This is a genomic window from Hymenobacter sp. ISL-91, assembly GCF_018613725.1.
In the GTDB taxonomy this organism is placed as follows: domain Bacteria; phylum Bacteroidota; class Bacteroidia; order Cytophagales; family Hymenobacteraceae; genus Hymenobacter.
The window spans coordinates 72,824-92,417 of record NZ_JAGGPS010000042.1 but is presented as its reverse complement, the minus strand read 5'-3'; the positions used below and the strand labels follow the sequence as shown (position 1 = coordinate 92,417).

The window sequence follows — 19,594 nt, the reverse complement described above, 5'->3', positions numbered from 1 at the left end:
AAGGAACTGATGCTGGCCCCGCGATGGTGGCCCAGCACGGCCTGCGCCCGGCGGCGCATGCGCGGGTGCGGCCCCCGGGCACAAGCCGCTTCCAGGGTGGTTATTTCGAGGGCTGTCAGCGGCAGAGGGGCTAAAATCATGGCCCAAAGATACGCCCATACGTACCACCCGTTTACTTATGCAACACTACTTAAAATGAAGTCGGCGGGAATACCCAGGCGCTTGTAGAGGCGCTTGGCCAGGTCTAGGTTGATGCGTCGGCCCTGCAACACGTCGCTCAGGCGCGAGGCCGGGATGTCGAGCAGGGCGGCCAGGTTTTTCTTGTTGAGCTTGCGCCGGTACATCTCCAGTTCCAAGCGCCCCACCAGGGTCTGGGGGGCGGGCAGTTCGTAGCCCTGGCCCTTCTCGTAGGCGCTGATGGCGTCGCGCAGCGCGAGCATGGGCGTCAGGTCGGCGGGTTCGTGGTCCATCCAGGCCGTGAACTGGTCCAGGGCCTGCTGGTAATCGGCGGGGGTGCGAATGTCCATGGGAGTCGGCTGCTAAAACGTGAGCGAGTGTACGGCTCCTTTCAATGAACGGGTGCTTACTCAAGGAAATGTAGCGCGTACTGCTGCTGGATTTGCTCGGCCTCTTCGGGCGTCAGCAGCGCAAACTCCTTTTCGCGGGCCCGTTTCGAGAGAAGCCCCTGATTCTGCTCCAGGAAACGGATCAGCACGGCCACCAGCTTGTCGGGCATCTGGAATCGCTCGTCCAGCCAGGCCTTGAGCGCATCGTAGCGCTGTAGATAGGCCACTTCCTGGGGAATGGTCTTCTCCAGGGTGTAGGCCACGCAATCGAAGAGGAACTCGGCCTGCGCGGTGGCGTCAAAGTAGCGGTAGTACGCGCTCGTATCGGCGAGTACCTCCACGTTGTGGTCTGCCGTCTTCTGCCAGGGAATGAACTCCAGCACGGCGTGCGAATACCCCTCCAGTACCTGCCGGTACGCGGGCAGGTGCGCGAGAATGGCGGCGGAAACCGGGAAGATGATGCCGGGGGGCGTGAACCCCTGCCGGGCCAGCAGGTGGTGAATCAGGTAGCGGTGCACCCGCCCGTTGCCGTCGACGAAGGGGTGGACGAAGACAAAGCCAAAGGCGAGGGCGGCGGCCGTCAACACCGGCGGATAGCCTGCCGTTTCCAGGTGGGCCGCCGCGGCGAGCAACCCGCCCATCAGACTTTCCAGGTCCTGCCAGCGAGCCGAGACGTGGTCCGGAATTGGCTCGCCCGTCTGCCGGTCGTGTTCGCCGACAAAGCCGCCTTCGGTCCGGTAGCCCAGGCGCACAAAGCGGCTGTTTTCGATGACGAGCTGCTGCAGGCGCAGCAGTTCCTCGTGGCTGAGCGGGTGCTGCCCGGCCTGGCCGATGGCCCGTCCCCAACGCAGGGCCCGGGTAGGCGCCGGCTGTTCCCCTTCGATGGTGAAAGAAGCCTTGGAATCCTTCAGCAGCAGAAAAGCGGAGGTCCGGACCAACACGTCGGCGTGCAGACCGCGCAGCACATGCGCTGCGCGGCCGGCCAGGTCGCGGGCCAGATACTGCTCTATCTTCGCTGATTTGTGCACCAACGGGCAGAAGCCCGCTACCCCCGGCAGGTTGTTGCGCAGGCGCTGCCGGGGCACGGACACACCCGTTGCCGCAGCGTACTGCAGCTGCTCATCAACCACCGGCACGTAGTTGCCCTGCAGTAGGTCGGGCAAGTCCAGGCGGCAGGCCAGCAGCCATTCGTAGAGAAACCACACCGTCCGGGCGTAGCGGCTCTGTGGGGCGTGCCGCACCCATTGCTCGACGGTAGACGCCGGCAACTGCGTGAACAACTGGTTGAAAAAGAGCAGGTCCAGTCCTTCGTATTTGAGGGCAAAAACCAGGTGCGCCCAGAGCGTGTCTGTGGGGGCGTGCCGCGGGGTGAAGACGCGCCATCCTGCCACATGGTACTGCCGGCGCTTGGCGCTGATCAGGGCCAGTTCACGGGGCAGCGGCACCGGCAGCTGAAGGGCTTCAATCACGGCCCCATAGCCTACAAGCACGCCCGGCTCGGGCGCCGTGCGGCCGTGAAAAACAGTTACGGGCCGTGAAAAGGACGTAGGAAGCATCTGGATAGGTGAAAAACGCTTACGAAGATACGGCCGATGGAGCGATTGCGCTTGGCCCACCCCTCCCCGCCGTGGAACAAGACTTGGGTGCATCCGTTGGGGGCGCCGGGTCTGTTTGCTCGTAGAGGGCCTCCAGCCGCGCCAGCAGTCCGGTCCTCCAGCGCCATGCAGGCGTACACCGGCCGCGCAACCATGGCTTGACCACGGCGGGGGCCTGCAACGAGCGGTAACGGTCGTGGAGTTTCATTGCGCAGGGCACGGCGCAGGCAGAGGACCAACGGTATAAGCGACGCATAGCACCGCCGCCGCCCATTACTATTCGCCGCATATTGTGCGGAGAATAGCGCGCCTAATCGCCGCACCGCTGGTAGCCTAGGGGCTTACGCTGCCGGTGCGGTCACGGGACTGGGCAAGGGCTGGGCGTGCAGGGCCACGCCGCGGTGGTGCAGGTACTTGTAGAAGGTGGCCTTGCAGATGCGCAGGCTGCGGGCCATGTCGTCGACGCTCAACTCCCGGGCTTTGTAGAGCAGTTCGGCCGCGCGGGCCGTGCGCTGGGCTTCTACTGAAAGGCCCGGCTTGCGTCCGCCGACGCGGCCCCGGGCACGGGCCGCAGCCAGCCCGGCCAGGGTGCGCTCGCGAATCAGCTCGCGCTCGAACTCGGCCAGCGAAGCAAACAGGTTGAGCACCAACCGGCCCTGAGCCGAGTGGGTATTGATGGCGTCGGTCAGGGAAATCAAGCCAATGTTGCGGCGCTGCAACTCGGCCACTAGGTCGAGCAGGTGCTTGAGCGAGCGGCCCAACCGGTCGAGCTTGTAGATGTATACTGTGTCGCCCGGGCGCACCTGCACCAAGAGCTTGTCGAGTTCCACCCGCGCGGCCAGGGCGCCGGAGGCTTTCTCCTGGTAGATAAGCTCGCAGCCGGCTTGGGTCAAGGCGTCGAGCTGGAGTTCTAAATTCTGGTCGCGGGTTGAAACGCGGGCGTAGCCAATCTTCATACAGGGGAGTTTACGAAACTCATCTGCTAACGGCATTTCGTAAACTTTGATTGGTAGACGAGTTTCTTAAACTCGGCATAGACACCAAAGGGCCGTTCCAATCTTTGGTGCAACTTGCGGGGCGTTTAGTTTAGCGGTTCACGGAAAGGAGCTGTTTTTATTACATCAACGACGCAACTATTGCCTCCCCAAACCACTCAAGCGAGTAGAACCAGAATTCTGGCTCCACCTAACCCCCGTTTTAACGTTATGAAGCTTTTTACCCTTCTTGTATTCAGTCTTTTAACTGCTCGCCTTGGCTACGGGCAGAGCACCGAATATTCTCTTCACCTTACCTCGGGATTCGCGGCTTATCGGGGCAGTGGTGCCGCTGGGGACGGTTCCGTGATTTTGGTGCCGGACCCGCTTGATGAATTCCTTATTTCCGACCGGGAAGAACCTTATACGGAGAACCCGTACGGCACCACGTTGGGATTATCCTACGGGCTGGCGGCGCAGGTGCAGCGGGTTACGGCCAAAGGCAGCGTCTGGGGGCTGCAAACCGGCTACGAAGTGCTCAGCAGTCGAACTCGGATTCATAATGTCTTCGACCAGCACGATTTCGGCACTAGCTCCACCGGGTATACTTCTTTAGTTAACCACGGCATTACTACGCATCCATTCTTTGGCCACCGTTTTGCCGTCAAAAGCACGCAGGTAGACCTGACCGCCGGTCCGGAAGTAAGCTTTCTGCTTCGCAGCCACGAAGAAGGGAAGGCGAAATCCGACTTCAGCACCTATTCTACCAGCCTCAACCATGGCCATCCCGACCTGGATTTGCGGGCTCGCGTCAATTTGACGACGTACTACAAGCACATCGGGCTGGCGCTGGGCTATTCGCACGGATTAACCAACTATCGGAAAAATCAGGCAGGGGTGGTTGGTGAGGCTTATTTGCAAGCATTCCGGCTGGGGCTGACCTATCGGCTATAACCCCATCCTTTTTCATAGCATAAGCTCAGGCGCAGCATCCAAGAAAACGGTCGAAAGGGCAGTCACCGGCTAGGCTCCGATAACGGGCCCTTATCAGCCCCTATTTGGAAGACGGAGGGTGTTTAAAATCACCGATTTTTCATGTCATTTAGCCCATCTAGACCGCTGCAACCCTTTTCTTACACTGCTTTACGTCGCTACTGGACGCTCAACCATCGCGCCGACGTTACACCAACGATAGTGTAATCTGCTGCCCGATTGACGATGCGAACCAAGTACAAGCCACTTGCCAATACGGGGGTAGGCAACTGCACTTGTCCTGGGTCATTTACTGCCACGGTAGAGCGGGCAACCAGTTGCCCAAGACTATTGCTGAAGGTAATTTCTAGAAACCGTGCTGCTTGGGGCAGCTTTGTCATAGCAATCACGAACGGTCTGCCACTGGTGGTAGGGTTAGGATAAAAACTTACGGTGACGGGCCTGACAAAACGGGAAGGCAGGCTGGTCAACGGTAACTGGCTGAGTAATACGCCAACTGTTCCCGTAGCGCTATTGGCCGTAAGAATATCGACTCTACCGTCCTTATTTACATCGACTACTGCCATGCGGCCTGGTTCACTTCGCTCCCCCGTAGAATAGGTTGTCGTGGCAGAGAACTGTCCATCTGGACGTTGAATTAACAGGCCAACGGTACTTGTACCAATATTACTGCCCACCATATCGGGTTGGTTATTACCATCCACGTCAGCCAGGGCAACACTAGAGGGCTGACTACCGCTGCCGGTTGCATACGAAAGCGCGGGGCCAAGCGTCCCATTCTGTTGGTTCAAAAGCACGCCCACCGTATTGTTGCCTAAGTTGGCGGTAACGACATCCACGTAAGAATCCCCATTCACGTCGCCCACGGTTATGCCATATGGCTGGCTATTGACAGCCAGCGGGTAGCGCACGAGGGCGGCGAACGTGCCGTCCCGCTGGTTGAGCAGTACGCCCACACTGTTATCGGTAGGGCAATAACAAGCTGTGATAATATCGATGTAGCCATCTTGATTTAAGTCGCCCACCGCCAAACTAAGGCTGAGGCTACTAGGTGCTATCGGATAGGAATTAGGAAAGGCAAACGTGCCGTCTCTACGGTTTATAAACACGCTGATCGTCGTGTTACCCAGATTAGCAGCGACTAGGTCTGGATAACCATCCCGGTTCACGTCGGCAGCCACAAGGCTCTGGGGGTAATTGTCGCCCGCAATTGCGTACATAACGGGAGGGGCAAGCGTACCATCTTGCTTGTTGAGCAACACGCTCACCGTTTGGCTAGTGTAGTTAGCTGTCGCCACGTCTGGATAGCCATCCTGATTGAAGTCCCCGATCGTGATGTCATAGGGACTATTATCAGTTCCTAAAGCATAGTGTACAACCGGTGCAAAGGTGCCATTACGTTGATTAAGCAATACTCCGACCTGCCTTGACGCGTAATTAGCGGTAACGATATCGGCATAACCATCCCGGTCCAAGTCGCCTGTCGCAATACCTCGAGGGTTACTGGCGGGAGTGCCTACCGAGTAAGTGATTACGGGTGCGAAGTGTTGCGCGCGAACAACTATGAACAGGGAGGAGAAATACAGTATTCCGGTAAGTAGCTTATGGCGCATGGTAATCGGGGTACCTTAAGGTAATAAATCCAAGGGGGCAAAAGTCGCTGGAAGATAAGGGAGCGTCCTGCTGAATGACACGGAAGCGCTAGGGGTGAGGTGGTCTAATTCAGCTGGACAGAATAGGTCGGTATCGAGCGCGAAACCCGACAAGCGGAATTGTCTTGCCTTATTGCGCGTCTGAGCTGCGCAATTCTACCTGGCGGCGGTAGCGCTTGACGCTGGACTCGCTCACACCCGTGGCAGCCACGGTCTGGTGCACCGACATGCCGGCGGTCAGGCAAGCCTGCACCTTGGCCAGCTTACCCGCGTCCACGCCCGGACGACGGCCCAGATGCTTGCCCTGTGCTTTGGCCAGGGCAATGCCGGCTGTCGCCCGCTCGCGGATGCTCTCGCGGTCGTACTCGGCCAGCGCGGCGAAGATGCCCAGCACCAGCCGGCCGGCCGGCGTGGCCGTATCGATGCCCAGGTCCAAGGCGACGAAGCGCACCTGGCGCTCGTGCAGCTCGGCCACCAGTTGCATGATGTGGGCACTGTTACGGCCCAAGCGGTTCAAGCGTGCCACGGTCACCGTATCGCCGGTCCGCAGCCTGGAGAGCATTTCGGTGAGCATCGGCCGTTGGATGGTGGCGCCGCTGATCTTTTCCTCAAACACCCGGTCAACGCCGGCGGCCTGGAGTTGGGCGAGTTGGGTATCGAGGTGCTGGTCTTTGGCTGAGACGCGGGCGTAACCGAAATTCATGGCAGATGGGTCAATAAGGTGGGGCCACGAAGATACCTGGCTGGCCCCACTTTCTGACCCCTCATTTCCAGGACGAGCCGCTACTGATTGATGGGGGCCTGGAAGGTGTACCTTTCTGAATCCCACCAATCCGTAGTGGCTTGATTAACCATTGTACCAAATTAACTAAGGCCGCAACTAGCGAGTCTGTTGCGGGCCACCGGTATAAGTGGTTAATAAAAACTCTGATCATCTTGATGCTAACTGAGAGGCTTAAATGCAAGTATTACAACACACAGCCTTTGCTGTATTTAAAGATGCTATCATATGGACCAAGGGAAAGAATTAAAGAAAAAACTGCCCGAACACAAAGAGGTAGGGGCCGATCTTAATAGTTATCATTCAATGATTGCAGAGCGCGCCGCGCAAATCAACGAGTTCAAGCGGATTCGTGAAGCAGCCTCACACAGTGTTATAATGGTCAAACCCCTATGGAAGCTTAACCCTACTGTAGATGACTTCAAGGAACAGGGTTTTAGTTGGTATAACATGCCCAATGTGGGCGCTTCACAAGAGACTTTCATTGCACAAGGGCATACTACGCTGATTGTTCCAATCCAGAATATATTGGATTCATTAGATGAGGAAAATAGAGAGGCATATCTTGAAGAAGAGCATCTGTTCCAGGAAACGCAGTGTTATAAAATATTGAGCGAATGGAATGCTGGACAAGAATTAGTGCCGCCCCATTATCGACATCTGTTTGATGATGTATTTGATGTAGTTGACGGCAGGCATAGGCTGAGTCTTGCGCTGATGTTACAAGAGCGCGAAATACCTATGGTAGTCGCAAAATCTGAGTTTTTGTTGGTGAAAAGGGTATTGAAAATACCTTAGATCAATAAAAAAAGGCGGGCTGAGCGCCTATCTTTTCGTAGAATCATTTTAAAATTTATGCAAACTCTAGAATAAGCTGTGATAGCTCGGTTTGCAAGATGGTCAGTAACTCAGAGGTTGGAACACTAGACAACTTCTTTGGCTCTACTTTGTGCAATCTGCACTCTCCTCATTACACTCGTCCTTCCTCAATTATTGCTTGTGAGTGAATTGTTTAGGTCATTGAACAAATTTGATGTAAAAATTTCCTGTACCTACGACGACGCGAGAGAGGGTGCTACGGGCGTTGCGCGTTGCTCAGAAAGTCCTTGATTATGCTTAACTGTGTATCGGAAACCGGCGAAATATTGCGTTCCCGCGCGTATTCCAGCAGAAAGGTCGAGAAGGGTTTTGTGCTCTGGGACAGGTAGTGGTTGAGGGCGGCCTGGCTTCGGAGGGGCTTGTTGGTAACACGGGCCTTGCCGTACACCGCATAGGCTTCCAAAGTGTCTAGCAGCCGTAGTCGTTTTGTACGCTTCCCCGAGAAGTAGGCCAGTGAAAAGTAGAGGAAGGGGGTATCTTTTCCCATCCTTTTCCTCCTACCCATGAAAAAGAGTCGCTTTAGTGAAGCCCAAATCATCGGCATCCTGCGCCAGCAAGGCCAGGGCCAAACCGTGGTCCAGATCTGCCGCGAGCACAGCATTAGTGAGCCCACGTTTTATCAGTGGAAGAGCAAGTACGGTGGCCTGGAGCTGACCGAGCTGCAACGCCTCAAGCATCTGGAAGAAGAAAACCGCCGACTCAAGCAGCTAGTGGCTGACCTGAGCCTGGAAAACCAGGTAGTCAAGGAGGTGCTGCGAAAAAAGTAGTCGCCCCGGCCGAGCGGCGGGCCGTGGCCCAGCACGCCGTGGCGCGGGGGCTGAGCCGGCGGCGGGCCTGTGCCCTGGTGGGACTGGCCCGCGACAGCTACGCTACGCCGCCCGGCCGGGGCGACCAAGCCCAACGGCAGGCGGCCGACGCGCTCGTCATGGACGCGCTGCTGGCGTTGGTCAAACGTCACGCGGGCTGGGGCTTTTGGAAATATTACCACCGGCTGCGCAAAGACGGCCTGCTGCTCAACCACAAGCGGATGTGGCGGCTCTATCAGGCCCAGCGCCTGCAACTGAGCAAGCGGCGCAAGAAACGCCGCTTGCCTGAGCGCGTCCGCCAGCCGCTGGCTGTGCCCGAGTCAGCGAACCAGTGCTGGTCGATGGACTTTATGAGCGACGCCTTGACCGACGGGCGGCGCTTTCGGACGCTCAACGTGGTCGAGGACTGGAATCGCGAAGTGCTGGGTATCGAGGTGGATTTCTCGCTGCCGGCCGCCCGCGTCGTGCGTTTGCTACAGACCTTGGTCGAACGCCACGGCCCGCCCGAGCGGCTGCGCGTCGATAATGGCCCGGAATTTATCAGCCAGGCACTACAGAACTGGTGTGGCTCCCAGGGCATTATCCTGCACTGGATTCAACCCGCCAGCCCCACGCAAAACGCCTATGTGGAACGCTTCAACGGCTCATTTCGCCGCGAACTGCTCAACGGCTACCTCTTCGCTACCTTGCAGCAAGTGCGCGAGCACTGTCGCTTGTGGCAATACGATTACAACCACCTGCGCCCGCACCAGGCGCTGCACTTTATGACCCCGACCGAGTTTCGTCAAGCCGCCTGACCTCTACTTTTCACTGGCCTACTTCTCGGGGAAGCCTACAGTTTGTTCTCAGCAAACGGGTCTTGGTATGTAATCAGCGTGTCGATATCGATGATGGTCAGCGGGCGGATGCGTCCATGTACGGCGATAATCCCTTCGTGCCGTAGCCTGATTAATTCCTGCTGAAGCCAGGAATCCACCACGGCATTCAGGCCTGGCATGTTGTAAAACGAGTCGTGCACAAGCAGAATGGGGTAGATAATGAGCTGCGCTGGCTGGGCAATGGGTTTGTCGAATTTCGGCACACCCGACAACAGGCGCTGGATATTGCGCAGCAGCTGTAAGACAGCCGTCTTTTTGAGCTTGTTCGTGACCGGGGCACTGCTGCGGCGGTAGAACTTATCGCGCAGTTCCTCGACAAAGCCGTTGAAATCGTCCCCGTTCTTGAACAGCTTGTTGATATTGACGTCTTTGGATTCCAACAAAATGACGCGTTTCGTCGCTTTGAAATAATAGTCAGGTTCCACATGCCCATCAGCAGCCAACACACCGCTGTCTTCCAGTTCTTTCCCACTGATGGCGGTGCCCTGTTTAGTCAGGATGCTGTCGAGTATAGGGTTGAGCAGGTATTCTTCGGAGAATTCCTTTTTATACAACCCCGCCCAGTCTTGCCCTCCCAGCAGCGTCCGACTAGAGTCTTCATTTAGTTTCTGAAAGCGCCAATACAGGCCTTTGTGGAGCATTTCAACGACGAATCGCGGATATACTACCACGTATTCGTCATTCGCCACTTTAAACAACGGACGTTCGCGAACCGAGAAATAGTCATCCGTAATGACGTGTGCGCCTTCGGCCAAGATGAAATTGTCCAGAAATATGCGGTCGTCCTCCTCCTTTACGATGATTGTTCCGGTGGAATTGCTACTGATCTGATCCCAGATAAGCTTAATTAGGCTGAAAATGCGCTGGCTGTACTCCTGCCAGGTTCCGCACCGGAAGGCTTCTAAAAAAGCTGCCAACAGAAGGTGATATTTCTCCCGTTCTTCCATAAACGTGAACAGCTGAATGGATTTTGCCATCTGGCTAATCATGAGCCGTTCAACGCCCTCATGGGTAATGTCAAACCGGGCATGGCTGTTCAGTAGCGCCAATCGTGCTATCGGATCGACACCCGGTAATTCCGGGGCATTATCCAGTGAGGTATTTTCGGCGGCAACTACCTCGGAGTTAACAGCAAAAAAGAGCCGGAAAATATTGCCTTCCATTTCGGCCTCACTCTGCGTACACGGTTCATCAGGTCGCGGGAAAATCAGTTGAAATAGCTTCAGGGCTGATTCCGGCGCGATGATACTGATCATCGAATGAGACGTGCGCTCCAGCTGTTCCAAGCGGCGAAAAATACGTGTGGCCTCGTCCCGGCTATGCGAACCGAAGATGCGCGGGAAGGTTACACGAAAGTCCTCAGCGGCGTGTAGATTCAATAAATAGCTGGCGATTCGGAGCAAAGTCTCGCGGTCTATTCCGACCAAATATTCCTCCTTGGGTAGAATGGGTTCTTGATAAATCTGATCAAAGGTGACTAGCAGAACGGAGCGCATAAAGGAGAGGACGACGAGTAATTGTGAAGGGTCGTGCAAGCGATGGTGGGGTAGTCTGGCATATGGCAGGTTGTAACCTGCAGCGATATCGGGGTAGCACAATAGTAGGAACAGAAATTCCCGTTAAGAGCATATAGTGTATCTAATACTCCAAAAGAGGCTTCAAGTAAGTCGTCGAAATCAGCTTGAAAATCACTTGGAACGAGGCGTGAAAAATGCGTTCGAAAAACCCTCTCCAAAACCGGCCGCAAAAACACCCTTCTCGGGGCGGAAGAGGCTTATGCTGATTCCATTCGAGAAACAGTAGTTTCTCGAATGGAATCAGCATACTATTATTATTTAGAACAAACTGATGTCTTGGCAGAATTGCTGGACTTTTAGATTAGTACTGAAATCCTCTTGAACCGTTTTTAATAGGGAGTCGATTGTGATATCTCCAGCTCCACCCTGAGCCAAACGCTCCAGTGCCGCAAACCACTGGCTCTCTATAGAACTGTTATTGCTCAAAAAGCCAACTTTGCCGCCCGCCCGCTTCCAAGCCCCGCCACTCTCGGTTGGGCCTGCCTCATATAACCCGCCCAAAACCTTTGCCACTTGATGTCGCCACTCAGCGTTATCGAGCAAATGGGTAGCAGCACTCGCAGCGGCCACTGTAGAAACAGCAGGTCTGTCAACTGCTGGGCCATTTCCATGATTAGATTCAGGTAGCGTCTTGGCAAGCTCAACCAGCATTTCCGCTAGAAACGCTGCCGCATTGCGGGCCGCCAATGGTTGACTGCCGCCGGCATCGGCGGCGGCTTTGTTCTCCAGCAAATCAGAAATGCCCCGAATGACAATGCCTTTTTTATGATGGGCGTGTATCGGCGCCAAAAAGCCGAAGCCTTCCATCTCAACCGCTAAGGCCTGGCTTACGGACTGATTGATTAGCTCATATGTGGCCGAGCGTTCGGAGGCCACTACTTTTTCTCCCGCTGCAATGGGCTTGACTTCGGCCTTAAAAGTGCCGAGCCCATCGTCTATTCGATGCTGCCAGGAAGCCTCACGCGCTATCGACTTCGCCAAAGCCGTCAGCTCGTAGTTAGCGGGATAAGTGCTTAGACGAGGCTTGTAAACATTACCGGCTTTGCCACCCTCGTAATGAATCACTTCCGAGGAAATAACGACATCGCCGATAGCGACGTCCTTTAGCCCTCCCGCTACGCCCACGAAGAAAATGTATCCGGACTGGAAGAAAGTCAGTGCTCTTTCCGTTTCCTGCGCGGCATTCACGTTTCCGGCACCCGCCTCTACCACGGCTACCGAAAAATTGCGGGTCCCCGCCGCAAACGTGCCACGCTTGTATATCGCTCCCGTTGCATGCCTGACGGACTCGGTGTCCGAAAGGAGCCGCGCTACAGCGTTAAATTCCAGGGCCAGCGCGGTAATAATGAGTATGTCGGTTTCCATTTCGGGTTAAAAAAGATGGAGTAGGCGCTCCAGGGAGTATAATTCCGGATTGTTTTTGAAATCTACACGGGCCGCACGAAGCAGGCTGGCCGCCGAGATATCTTTCCCGCCGCCGCCGTGCCGCAACAGTCGGATGGCAGCGGCCCATTGTTCGCCGCGGCTTTGGGCGTTGGTGAGCTTGGTTACGTTGCCGCCGGCCCGCTTCCAGATGTTGTCTTGGTCCGGTCCTCCCCCGTACAGCTTGTTCATCAACACTTCCAGCGCATTCCAAGCGTCGTCTTTGCCAACCTGGTGCTCAAACAGCTTGTGGTTGAAAAACTTTTCCAGCCGGCCAAACAGGCCCGCACATTCGCGTAGCGCTGGTCGAAAATCGTCGTTGTACCTAGCCTTGTCCAGGATGGCATCGGCGGACAGCTTCCATCGTTGCAGCGCGACAAACTGCCCGAGCTGCGCCGCCACCACCCCGCTAACGGCACCAAGATTACGAATGTAGTCTTTTAAATGATGGTCCGTTAGGTTACTCAATACGGCATTCACGCTTAGCACGGCCGCTAAATCGTTGCGTCGCTGCGCCAAAAAAGTGGTGATGAATTCGATAGTCCGGGCCTGCTTCACCAACACGGGGTCGGCAGCGCCTTGCCAGCGGCCCGCCAGAATTTCCCCAACGAGGGCATCAAGCGTGGCCGCGACAAATTTGGGCTGAAGCGCCGCGGGCAGCTTGTTCCACAAGGCCGTCCGCTCGGGCAAATGCAGCACGTTGGCATAGGTGGAGGCCGCAATCAATTCCAGCGGGAGCTCCTCGTTGGCTTGCCCGGTGGCCACGGCCCCGAGAAAGACCCCAATGGTTTCCGCCGGTTCGCGCAAGCCGGCGGCAATTAACCGTGTCTGCCGCAACGACCCCGCCCAGATGGCGCGCCAGGGCTGCTGGCGCACATCCATTGGGGCCAATAGGGCTGGGATGCTTCCACAAGCCTCTCCCGCCAGTTGCAGCAATTGCTGGCTCGGCAGTTCAACTGCCAGCGCCACCAGCTCTTCGTCCGCAACTTTTGCGGCCAGCCGGCTTACGCGGGGCGATGCCGAGGTCATGAGGTGCCGCTCGGCTTTCACTTGTTTGCGTAATGCCTCTGCAGGCTGGTAGGCCGCGGCAACCGCCGCCGCAAACAAATCCCACCAGCTGCGCCCCGCGCTGAAACCGGCCACTGCATCCGCGACAGTGGCCGTTAGCGATGCCGGCACCGTTTTGCTTAGCAGCCCCTCCCATTCGGGCGTGGCTGGCACGTGGCCCAGCAAGTATTCCCGGGTTGCGGCGGCCTGCCCGATGCCGAGCCAAACCACGTGGGCAACCTGCGGGGAGCCGACCGCCACGGTTTGGGCGAATGCGGACAGCGCGGCCTCTCGCCACCAGGATTCCAGGTTAGCCGGATTTTCATCTGCTAGGTAAACTAGCAAGTTCTCCTGCATGTCGGCATCCGGTGAAACGGCCGTGACTACCCTGGCCACCACTTGCCCAACCGCTTGCGCTAACTGTTCCGCCTGGGCGAGAAATGGCCCGATGGGCACGTTCCGCAGACCCAGGGCCTGCTGTTCCCCGCCCACTGCCAGTGCGCTGGCCAATGCCTGCACTACTTGCCGCTTGAAGTCCAGCGCTTTGTCGGGGGCCGGCTGCAACTGCCGGATGGTTCGCAGCAGAGCCAGCAGCTTGTCGGCGTCGGTGCCCGGCAAGCTCTCGGCCTGGGCGTAAGCGCGCTGGCAAAGCTTCAGGCTCCTGAACGAGTCCGGAATTACCTCAAGCCTTTCCATAAATCCCCGAAAATCACCGCGCTGACTGCCATCCAGCAAGAGTTGCTCAATTGGCGTTGCGGGGGCTTTCGTCGGTTCGGCTTCCAGCTTGAGCACCAGCGTGCCCCGCCATTTGGCCGCCAGCTCATCGGGCACGTTCACCAGCAGCGGCAACGCATCTTCGGCAGCCGGGGGATTGAACCGGATGCCCCAACTCAGGCCGGCCCGTAGCGGGTCCGGCAGGCCCCGCCAGAGGGCTTCGAGTAATTTTTGGAAGCGGTTTGGCTCGCTCATTACAAAAACCGGCGCGGGGCCGGCCTGGTCTACCAGCTGATTAATAACGGCCAGCCAGCCTTCCGGAACGGTGGTGACGGGCTGGGTGGGCGGCCCCGCCGTTTCCGGGAGGACCAGCGGCGCAAGGTGCGTGGGCCGCTCGGCCACGGGCGGGGGCTCCGCCAGCAGCAGGCGCAGCACCGACCCCAGGTCGGCCAGCATCGGCACATGCTGCAACGGCAGCAGCAGCACGTGGGTGAACACCATGCCCGAACGGGCCACCGCCGTATCGGCCCAGGTGCGGCAGATTAAGTAGTAGTCTTCGTGGGCCGTAGCGGCCAGGTAGGGCTGCAAGGCAAAGCCGGCCGGCAAAGCCCCCGGCCGGTCGGTGAAAGCCGACAGGAACGGACGCAGGCTGCCATCGGCCAGGCTGCTGGCCAACTGGCCGTGCGAGGTGCCCCCAACCGCGCCAAAGTAGGCTTGATGAATTTGCAAAACGGAAGGGCGGGGTAGGGTCAGAAGGTGATGAGCTGCGTCAGGTCGGCATCGTGTGCCCCGGAGGGTAGCACCACGTACCCTGCGGTTTCGGGCCCGTTGGTCATGAACTCGTCGTCGGACTTGTCGGGGTATAGCGTTCGGCCCAGCGACGACAACCCGCAGACGCGCCAACTGCTTGGTGCCCACACCGTCTCGAGAAAAGCCGCCACAAACGGCAGCCGCTGCCGGAGCTCTGCAAGCGGTTCTACGCCCTCATCTGCTAGCCCCAGCGTATCCCAGCACGAGAGCGCCACCGTGAGCCGGGGCGTGCGTACGGGCGTTAGCAGCGACTGGCCTTTGACAAACAGCATCATCTGCAGCAGCTCGATATAGAAACCCGGCTCCGTTAGTTCGGCTTTGGACTGGGCTTGCGCGGTACGTGCCTTCAGGTCCTCCAGGTTGGCGAAGCCGCGCGTCGTGATGTCCTCCAACTCCGGGATTTCATCGGGCCGAATTAGCAGCAGCCACTCGTCGGCCTGCGTTATCAGCTCGTGCCACCGGCTCGAAACCAGCCGGTCGCTCACCAGCCCCCGCACCTGCTCGCCCCCGTAGTCCGGAAAGGTAAGGGCGATTTGGGTGTGGGCGTTAGATACCACAAAGTTGATTTCTTTGTTGAGCCCGCTTTCGGTGTGCCCACCCGCGCGGCCTTGCACCAGCCGGTCAATGATGGCTTTTATCACCGTCAGGTCGGCCGGGGCTGTCACCATGCTGTAGGCGCTTTCGCCGGCATCGAGGCGGTGGTAGAGCTGGCCTACGAAGTGCGTTTTTCCGGCGTTCGGGCCGCCGATTATCAACAAGTGGTGCGACTGGCTCATGCTAACACGCTGCGACGCAGCAAAAATAAATCATCGGTATCGGCCAACGGCACCGGCGGCTGGGGGCGGCCGGGCGCGTGCCGCAGGGTGTCCAGCAGCCAGCCCACGGCTTGCAACACCTGTCCGTGCCACTGCTGTTCCTCGTCGTGGTTCACACTCACCGCAAACTCGCGGTGGTGCTGCGGGGCTTTGCTGCGCAGGTGGGCTCGTATTTTCTCGCGCATTGCCGGCCGCGTGTTCTCCACGTCCGATTTTGCCCACACTAGACCCAACGGCCGCGCGCCCAGGTTTACAACCAACCGGTTGGCCACCATCTGAATGTTGGCGCGGGTTTCGCCGGCCTCCGCGCCGGCCAGCTCTTCACAGTCCGCAAATAGCAGGAATCCGTCCCCGTGCTGGTGTATCCACGCGGCGCCCTCCGCATTTTTCGCCTGTTCGTTAATGCGCCACTCGTTGAACCACTCCCCCGGGGCATCGGCGAATAATATGTCGAGCAGTTCGCCCGCCTCGTCCTTCAGCGCCAGGTGCAGCAGGCCCGGCACCCGGCCGGCGTTGCGGCTGGTGTGCGGCGGAAAACTCACGAGGTTCGAGCCGTCTTTGAACGTTAGAAAACCCGCCAGCAACTCCCACCCCGGCAGGGTGTAAGAACCCGCGAAGCGGTAGTTGGGAATGGGCTGCCCGCGGCGCAGCAAGGAATAGAGCAGCGCCAGAAACGTCGTTTTCCCCGCATTTTCCATGCCCGCCAGCCCAATCAGCAACACCCGCGAGCGGGCGATGAGCGGTTCCAGGTCTTTCTGGCCCATGGCGCTGCCGGTCCAGCTCACGCGCTGCCCGTCCAGCTCGGTAGCCGAGGGCTCGACCCGGCCGGCTTCGGCCGTGTCCTGGTCGCGCGTTAGTTTCAGGCAGGCGCCAAACGGCCGGCAGCCGTCCTGGCACTCGTTGTCTTCCGGGTGGCAGTTGGGGTTGGCACAGCTAAGCGGCATTAGATTCTTGGATAAGGCGTTCCGTAAGCAGGTCGTGCAGCACCAGCACCGCCAGCTGCTCGGGCGAAGCCTGCACCTCGGCCCGGAGCCCCGTGGCCGCGGTGAGCTTTTTCAACGCCTTCTGGCCCTGAATTACTTGCGCCAGGAATGCCGTGAGGGTAGTCCGGGTGCCGCAGTCCGTCATAGTGGCCAGGTGCGGAGCCAGCAGTTGCTGGTGCGCGTCGTCCTCGAAAGGAGCCAGCAGCTCGGGTAGCGTCTGGCTGGCCGGTGCGGCACTTTGGATGGCGCGGTAGGTATCGGTCAACAGGTAATCGACGCTGACCGGCGTCACCTCGGGCAGCAGTTTTGCCAGGTCGATGGCCATCACCACCGGTAGTACGGCCGCGTCAATCTCGCGGTAGCCCTTGCGCAGGGTCGTGGAGTACAGCGTTTCCTTCCACCAAAGCAGCTTGCTGCGCTGCTCAATTGCCAGAAGCGACTGAAACGACTCTTTGAATGCAGCAGAAAGCGACTTGTTAACGCCTTCGAAGAAACTGTTAATTTCGTTTTCTAAAGACTCTACAGAAATAGAATCACCAAGCTCCTGAGCAGATTCTTTGATTAAGCTTGCAATTCCTTCGCTTGCCTTACTTGCGAAATGGCTGCCCCATATCAGATTTTGTTGCTGGTTTTGAGAGTAGCTCGCGTAATTGTTCTCGTTTAACCCAATGGCTATTTTCAATGTAGCCTCTAATTCAGTTGGGTCAACCTCGATGCTGCCCAACTCAAGGCTTTTTGACTTGAATTGGGCAAAGGATGGCGCTGCAGGCGCTTTTGCCAATGCCCACTCCTTGGTAGCTTCATTCTCCACATCTCGCCCGAACTCCTGCAAAATCCGGTCAATAATTGGCTGCTCGCTTCCAAAATGCACGAATTGAGCATACCCGCTGGCGGTGTAGTAAATGATGCGGCACAACTTATCACTTTCCATTCCCAACTGGTATAGTGCGCTCAGTATTATCCCGCGCAAAATACCGCGCGGGGCTTCGGGGTACTTGCCTTCCACACTGCTCCAGTGCTTTTTGAGCAACTCGTAAGTGGCCACAATGCGCGGGTTATCCGTCGGAATATTGGCATCGAGCGCCGCCAGTGTGTAGCAGCGCACCTCGGCCGGCGAGGCTTTCAGCACCGCCACCAAGTCGGTCACGGCGGCGCTTAGCTGCTTCACCCGGTCGTCGTTGTCCCCGGTATCGAAGAATTTTGCGCGCAGCCAATCGTAAAAAACTTCGTTGCGTTCCATTAAGAGATGATATGATAAATGGTGATACTGTTGACTCCTTAGCCAAATCTACCCACTTGTACTATACAGTTTCAGCAACAGGATGCGAACTGCGTTATTGGGTCTTGATGACAGGGTATGACTAAACCCAAAGTCAGTTTCGGCAAAAACCGTGAAATTCTTGACATGCAGACTTTATAACATGGGGTGAAGCTACTAAAAGCAGTATAATCGGAAGTCACCGTGCAAATAAGAGTTTTATAAATGCTGCTGGTAGGCGAAGGAACTACTTATTCCTAAACAGCTTCTACTATTCGCCACTACCGATTCACGATAACTGGTTTTACATATTATAAAAGTGAGGTGGTCTCGTTAGGTTGGACACTTTTGGGACGTGGTTTGCCGATGGGTTTCGAAGTGGTTGGGCGAGTAGTAGCCGAGGGCGGTGTGGCGTCGCTCGTCGTTGTAATAAGGGTAGCGCAATAGTGAGAACGTTTGTTTATGAAATAGTCGGCCGCCTTTGGGAAATTCGCCTCATAACGAAGCTGTTGATTTACGAAGTGGTATTCTGCAAACTACAGTCCCAACGCTTGAGCCGCATTGTAGGAAACCACGTTGTTAAGCTGTGTGTAGCGCTCAATCATGGCATCCGTCTTCTGCTTCGTCTGGTTCTTAATGGCCTTGTGAGATTGTCCATTGAGCACGGCCACGGTTACGAAAGACACGCGCAGTGAGTGGGCTGAGTAGCCCGGCCCAAGGCGCTTTTGCACCAGCTTGTTGATGGAAATGTCGGAAAGCCGCTTATCCGAGGGAACGGCCATGTGTTCAGAAGATGCCCGAGGAATCTTCACAAATAGGGGCCCCGTGGTGCGGTCCAGCAGATTGAGCCAGGCCCGTAGGCAGCGTACGGGGCAGAAGTCCATCGTAGGGGCGTAGAAAATGGCTTTGTCTTCCACCGCGCCGTACTGGTTGGTCTTACTTTTGGCCAGGTGCACCAGCAGCGCCCGCTCCGTAAATTCCAGCTGTTCGATGTTGAGCTCCACCAGTTCCGAGCGCCGGAAAGCTCCCGCAAAGCCGAGTAGTAGCAGCGCCCGGTCCCGTATCCCGGCTGATGTTTCCAGGTCAATGCGGCGAATGGCCTGCTTCAACTCCTCCACAGTAAACGCCTGCGCCTGGTCCTGCCGCTTGCCCAGGGTGCGGGCAATTCCTTCCATCACCACATTGAGCGCATCGAGCGTGGCCGGCAGCCGGTGGCCGGCGAGCTGGTGGGCTTTGCGGATGGCGGCCAGGTGCCGCTTGATGGTAGCCAGCGAATGGGGCCGGGTGAGGGGCTGCTGGCCCTTGCGCTTTTTCTTTTCCCCCCGGCCCCCGGTGCCGGGTTCCGGGACTGGTTTCTCCGTCGCCAGGTACGCTACGTACTCGGTCAGCGTCTCCACCTCTGCCGGCAGCGCCCGCAGTCCGTGCCGCTCGCAGAAGCCGACGTAGCTTTTCAAATCCGAGGTATACGCGCGCTCCGTGTTGGCCGCGCCCTGCAGGCCGACCTCCAGGAAGCCGGCGACTTTGGCCGAGGCCCGGGCCAGCTGGGTGCTGACCGTGGGGGGAACAGTGGACGCCGGAATAATCGAAAGGTCTTCGCGCATGGAGTACGTGCAGGGGGCCGTGGGGACTACTGGATTTGGGTGCTTAGCCTGTCCGTTGGTGCACACCTTATATATAGGAGTTAAAAACGACCAAAAAGGCATCGATTTAGTCGTTCAAATATAAGTTATGATAAGTAAACCTTATCATAACTTATTTAAAAAGTATCTGTACTGATAAAACTTACTAATCGATACCTATTACCTCAAGAAAAAGGCCGCTCGAAAGGGCGGCCTTTCAGGTAT

At 57.3% G+C, this 19,594-nt stretch carries 15 protein-coding genes and 1 pseudogene; 3 read left to right on the top strand and 13 right to left on the bottom strand.

Features of this window, described 5'->3' with window-relative positions; translation table 11 throughout:
* Positions 1-176: 176 nt before the first annotated feature.
* From J7E24_RS16180 to J7E24_RS16170, 3 genes and pseudogenes are all read right to left on the bottom strand, one after another.
* On the bottom strand, positions 177-527 hold the full coding sequence (locus J7E24_RS16180; RefSeq protein WP_215139158.1) for a hypothetical protein: 351 nt from the start codon (positions 525-527) through the stop codon (positions 177-179).
* 56 nt (positions 528-583) lie between these two features.
* Positions 584-2,122, bottom strand: a complete 1,539-nt coding sequence (locus J7E24_RS16175; RefSeq protein WP_215139157.1) for a Fic family protein — start codon at positions 2,120-2,122, stop codon at positions 584-586.
* Positions 2,123-2,520: 398 nt separating this feature from the next.
* A pseudogene (locus J7E24_RS16170) lies at positions 2,521-3,117 on the bottom strand (recombinase family protein); the annotation flags it as partial.
* A 249-nt stretch (positions 3,118-3,366) separates the two neighbouring features.
* On the opposite strand from J7E24_RS16170, the gene J7E24_RS16165 reads away from it, so the two are divergent.
* Positions 3,367-4,089: an outer membrane beta-barrel protein gene (locus tag J7E24_RS16165; protein WP_215139155.1), complete on the top strand. Its 723-nt coding sequence runs from the start codon at positions 3,367-3,369 to the stop codon at positions 4,087-4,089.
* 197 nt (positions 4,090-4,286) lie between these two features.
* Here J7E24_RS16165 and J7E24_RS16160 read toward each other — a convergent pair whose 3' ends face one another.
* Positions 4,287-5,741: an FG-GAP-like repeat-containing protein gene (locus J7E24_RS16160; RefSeq protein WP_215139154.1), complete on the bottom strand. Its 1,455-nt coding sequence runs from the start codon at positions 5,739-5,741 to the stop codon at positions 4,287-4,289.
* Between the two features lie 169 nt (positions 5,742-5,910).
* Positions 5,911-6,483 (bottom strand): recombinase family protein, encoded by a 573-nt coding sequence (locus J7E24_RS16155; RefSeq protein WP_215139153.1) that lies wholly within the window; start codon positions 6,481-6,483, stop codon positions 5,911-5,913.
* A gap of 306 nt (positions 6,484-6,789) precedes the next feature.
* Here J7E24_RS16155 and J7E24_RS16150 point away from each other — a divergent pair, with 306 nt between their 5' ends.
* Positions 6,790-7,359 (top strand): hypothetical protein, encoded by a 570-nt coding sequence (locus J7E24_RS16150; protein WP_215139152.1) that lies wholly within the window; start codon positions 6,790-6,792, stop codon positions 7,357-7,359.
* A gap of 277 nt (positions 7,360-7,636) precedes the next feature.
* On the opposite strand, the gene J7E24_RS16145 is transcribed toward J7E24_RS16150, so the two are convergent.
* On the bottom strand, positions 7,637-7,843 hold the full coding sequence (locus J7E24_RS16145) for a hypothetical protein (protein ID WP_215139151.1): 207 nt from the start codon (positions 7,841-7,843) through the stop codon (positions 7,637-7,639).
* A gap of 100 nt (positions 7,844-7,943) precedes the next feature.
* On the opposite strand from J7E24_RS16145, the gene J7E24_RS16140 reads away from it, so the two are divergent.
* Positions 7,944-9,043 (top strand): IS3 family transposase gene (locus J7E24_RS16140; protein WP_215139150.1). Its coding sequence is split into 2 segments (ribosomal slippage): positions 7,944-8,193 and positions 8,193-9,043, totalling 1,101 coding nucleotides; the frame shifts between segments, so codons are not numbered across the junction.
* Positions 9,044-9,078: 35 nt separating this feature from the next.
* On the opposite strand, the gene J7E24_RS16135 is transcribed toward J7E24_RS16140, so the two are convergent.
* From J7E24_RS16135 to J7E24_RS16105, 7 genes are all read right to left on the bottom strand, one after another.
* On the bottom strand, positions 9,079-10,620 hold the full coding sequence (locus J7E24_RS16135) for a hypothetical protein (protein WP_215139149.1): 1,542 nt from the start codon (positions 10,618-10,620) through the stop codon (positions 9,079-9,081).
* Between the two features lie 339 nt (positions 10,621-10,959).
* Complete coding sequence (locus J7E24_RS16130) at positions 10,960-12,066, bottom strand: 5'-methylthioadenosine/S-adenosylhomocysteine nucleosidase (RefSeq protein WP_215139148.1); 1,107 nt, start codon at positions 12,064-12,066, stop codon at positions 10,960-10,962.
* Positions 12,067-12,072: 6 nt separating this feature from the next.
* Positions 12,073-14,613 (bottom strand): hypothetical protein, encoded by a 2,541-nt coding sequence (locus J7E24_RS16125; protein WP_215139147.1) that lies wholly within the window; start codon positions 14,611-14,613, stop codon positions 12,073-12,075.
* A gap of 20 nt (positions 14,614-14,633) precedes the next feature.
* On the bottom strand, positions 14,634-15,470 hold the full coding sequence (locus tag J7E24_RS16120; RefSeq protein WP_215139146.1) for a hypothetical protein: 837 nt from the start codon (positions 15,468-15,470) through the stop codon (positions 14,634-14,636).
* The gene (locus J7E24_RS16115) at positions 15,467-16,453 is read right to left on the bottom strand and encodes a TRAFAC clade GTPase domain-containing protein (protein ID WP_215139145.1); all 987 of its coding nucleotides are present in this window, start codon (positions 16,451-16,453) and stop codon (positions 15,467-15,469) included. The genes J7E24_RS16120 and J7E24_RS16115 overlap by 4 nt, the downstream gene beginning before the upstream one ends.
* Positions 16,443-17,732, bottom strand: a complete 1,290-nt coding sequence (locus tag J7E24_RS16110; protein WP_215139144.1) for a GTPase-associated system all-helical protein GASH — start codon at positions 17,730-17,732, stop codon at positions 16,443-16,445. The genes J7E24_RS16115 and J7E24_RS16110 overlap by 11 nt, the downstream gene beginning before the upstream one ends.
* 554 nt (positions 17,733-18,286) lie before the next feature.
* Positions 18,287-19,351 carry a tyrosine-type recombinase/integrase gene (locus J7E24_RS16105; protein WP_215139143.1) on the bottom strand — a complete coding sequence of 355 codons (1,065 nt, stop codon included), beginning with the start codon at positions 19,349-19,351 and terminating at the stop codon, positions 18,287-18,289.
* Between the last annotated feature and the right edge of the window lie 243 nt (positions 19,352-19,594).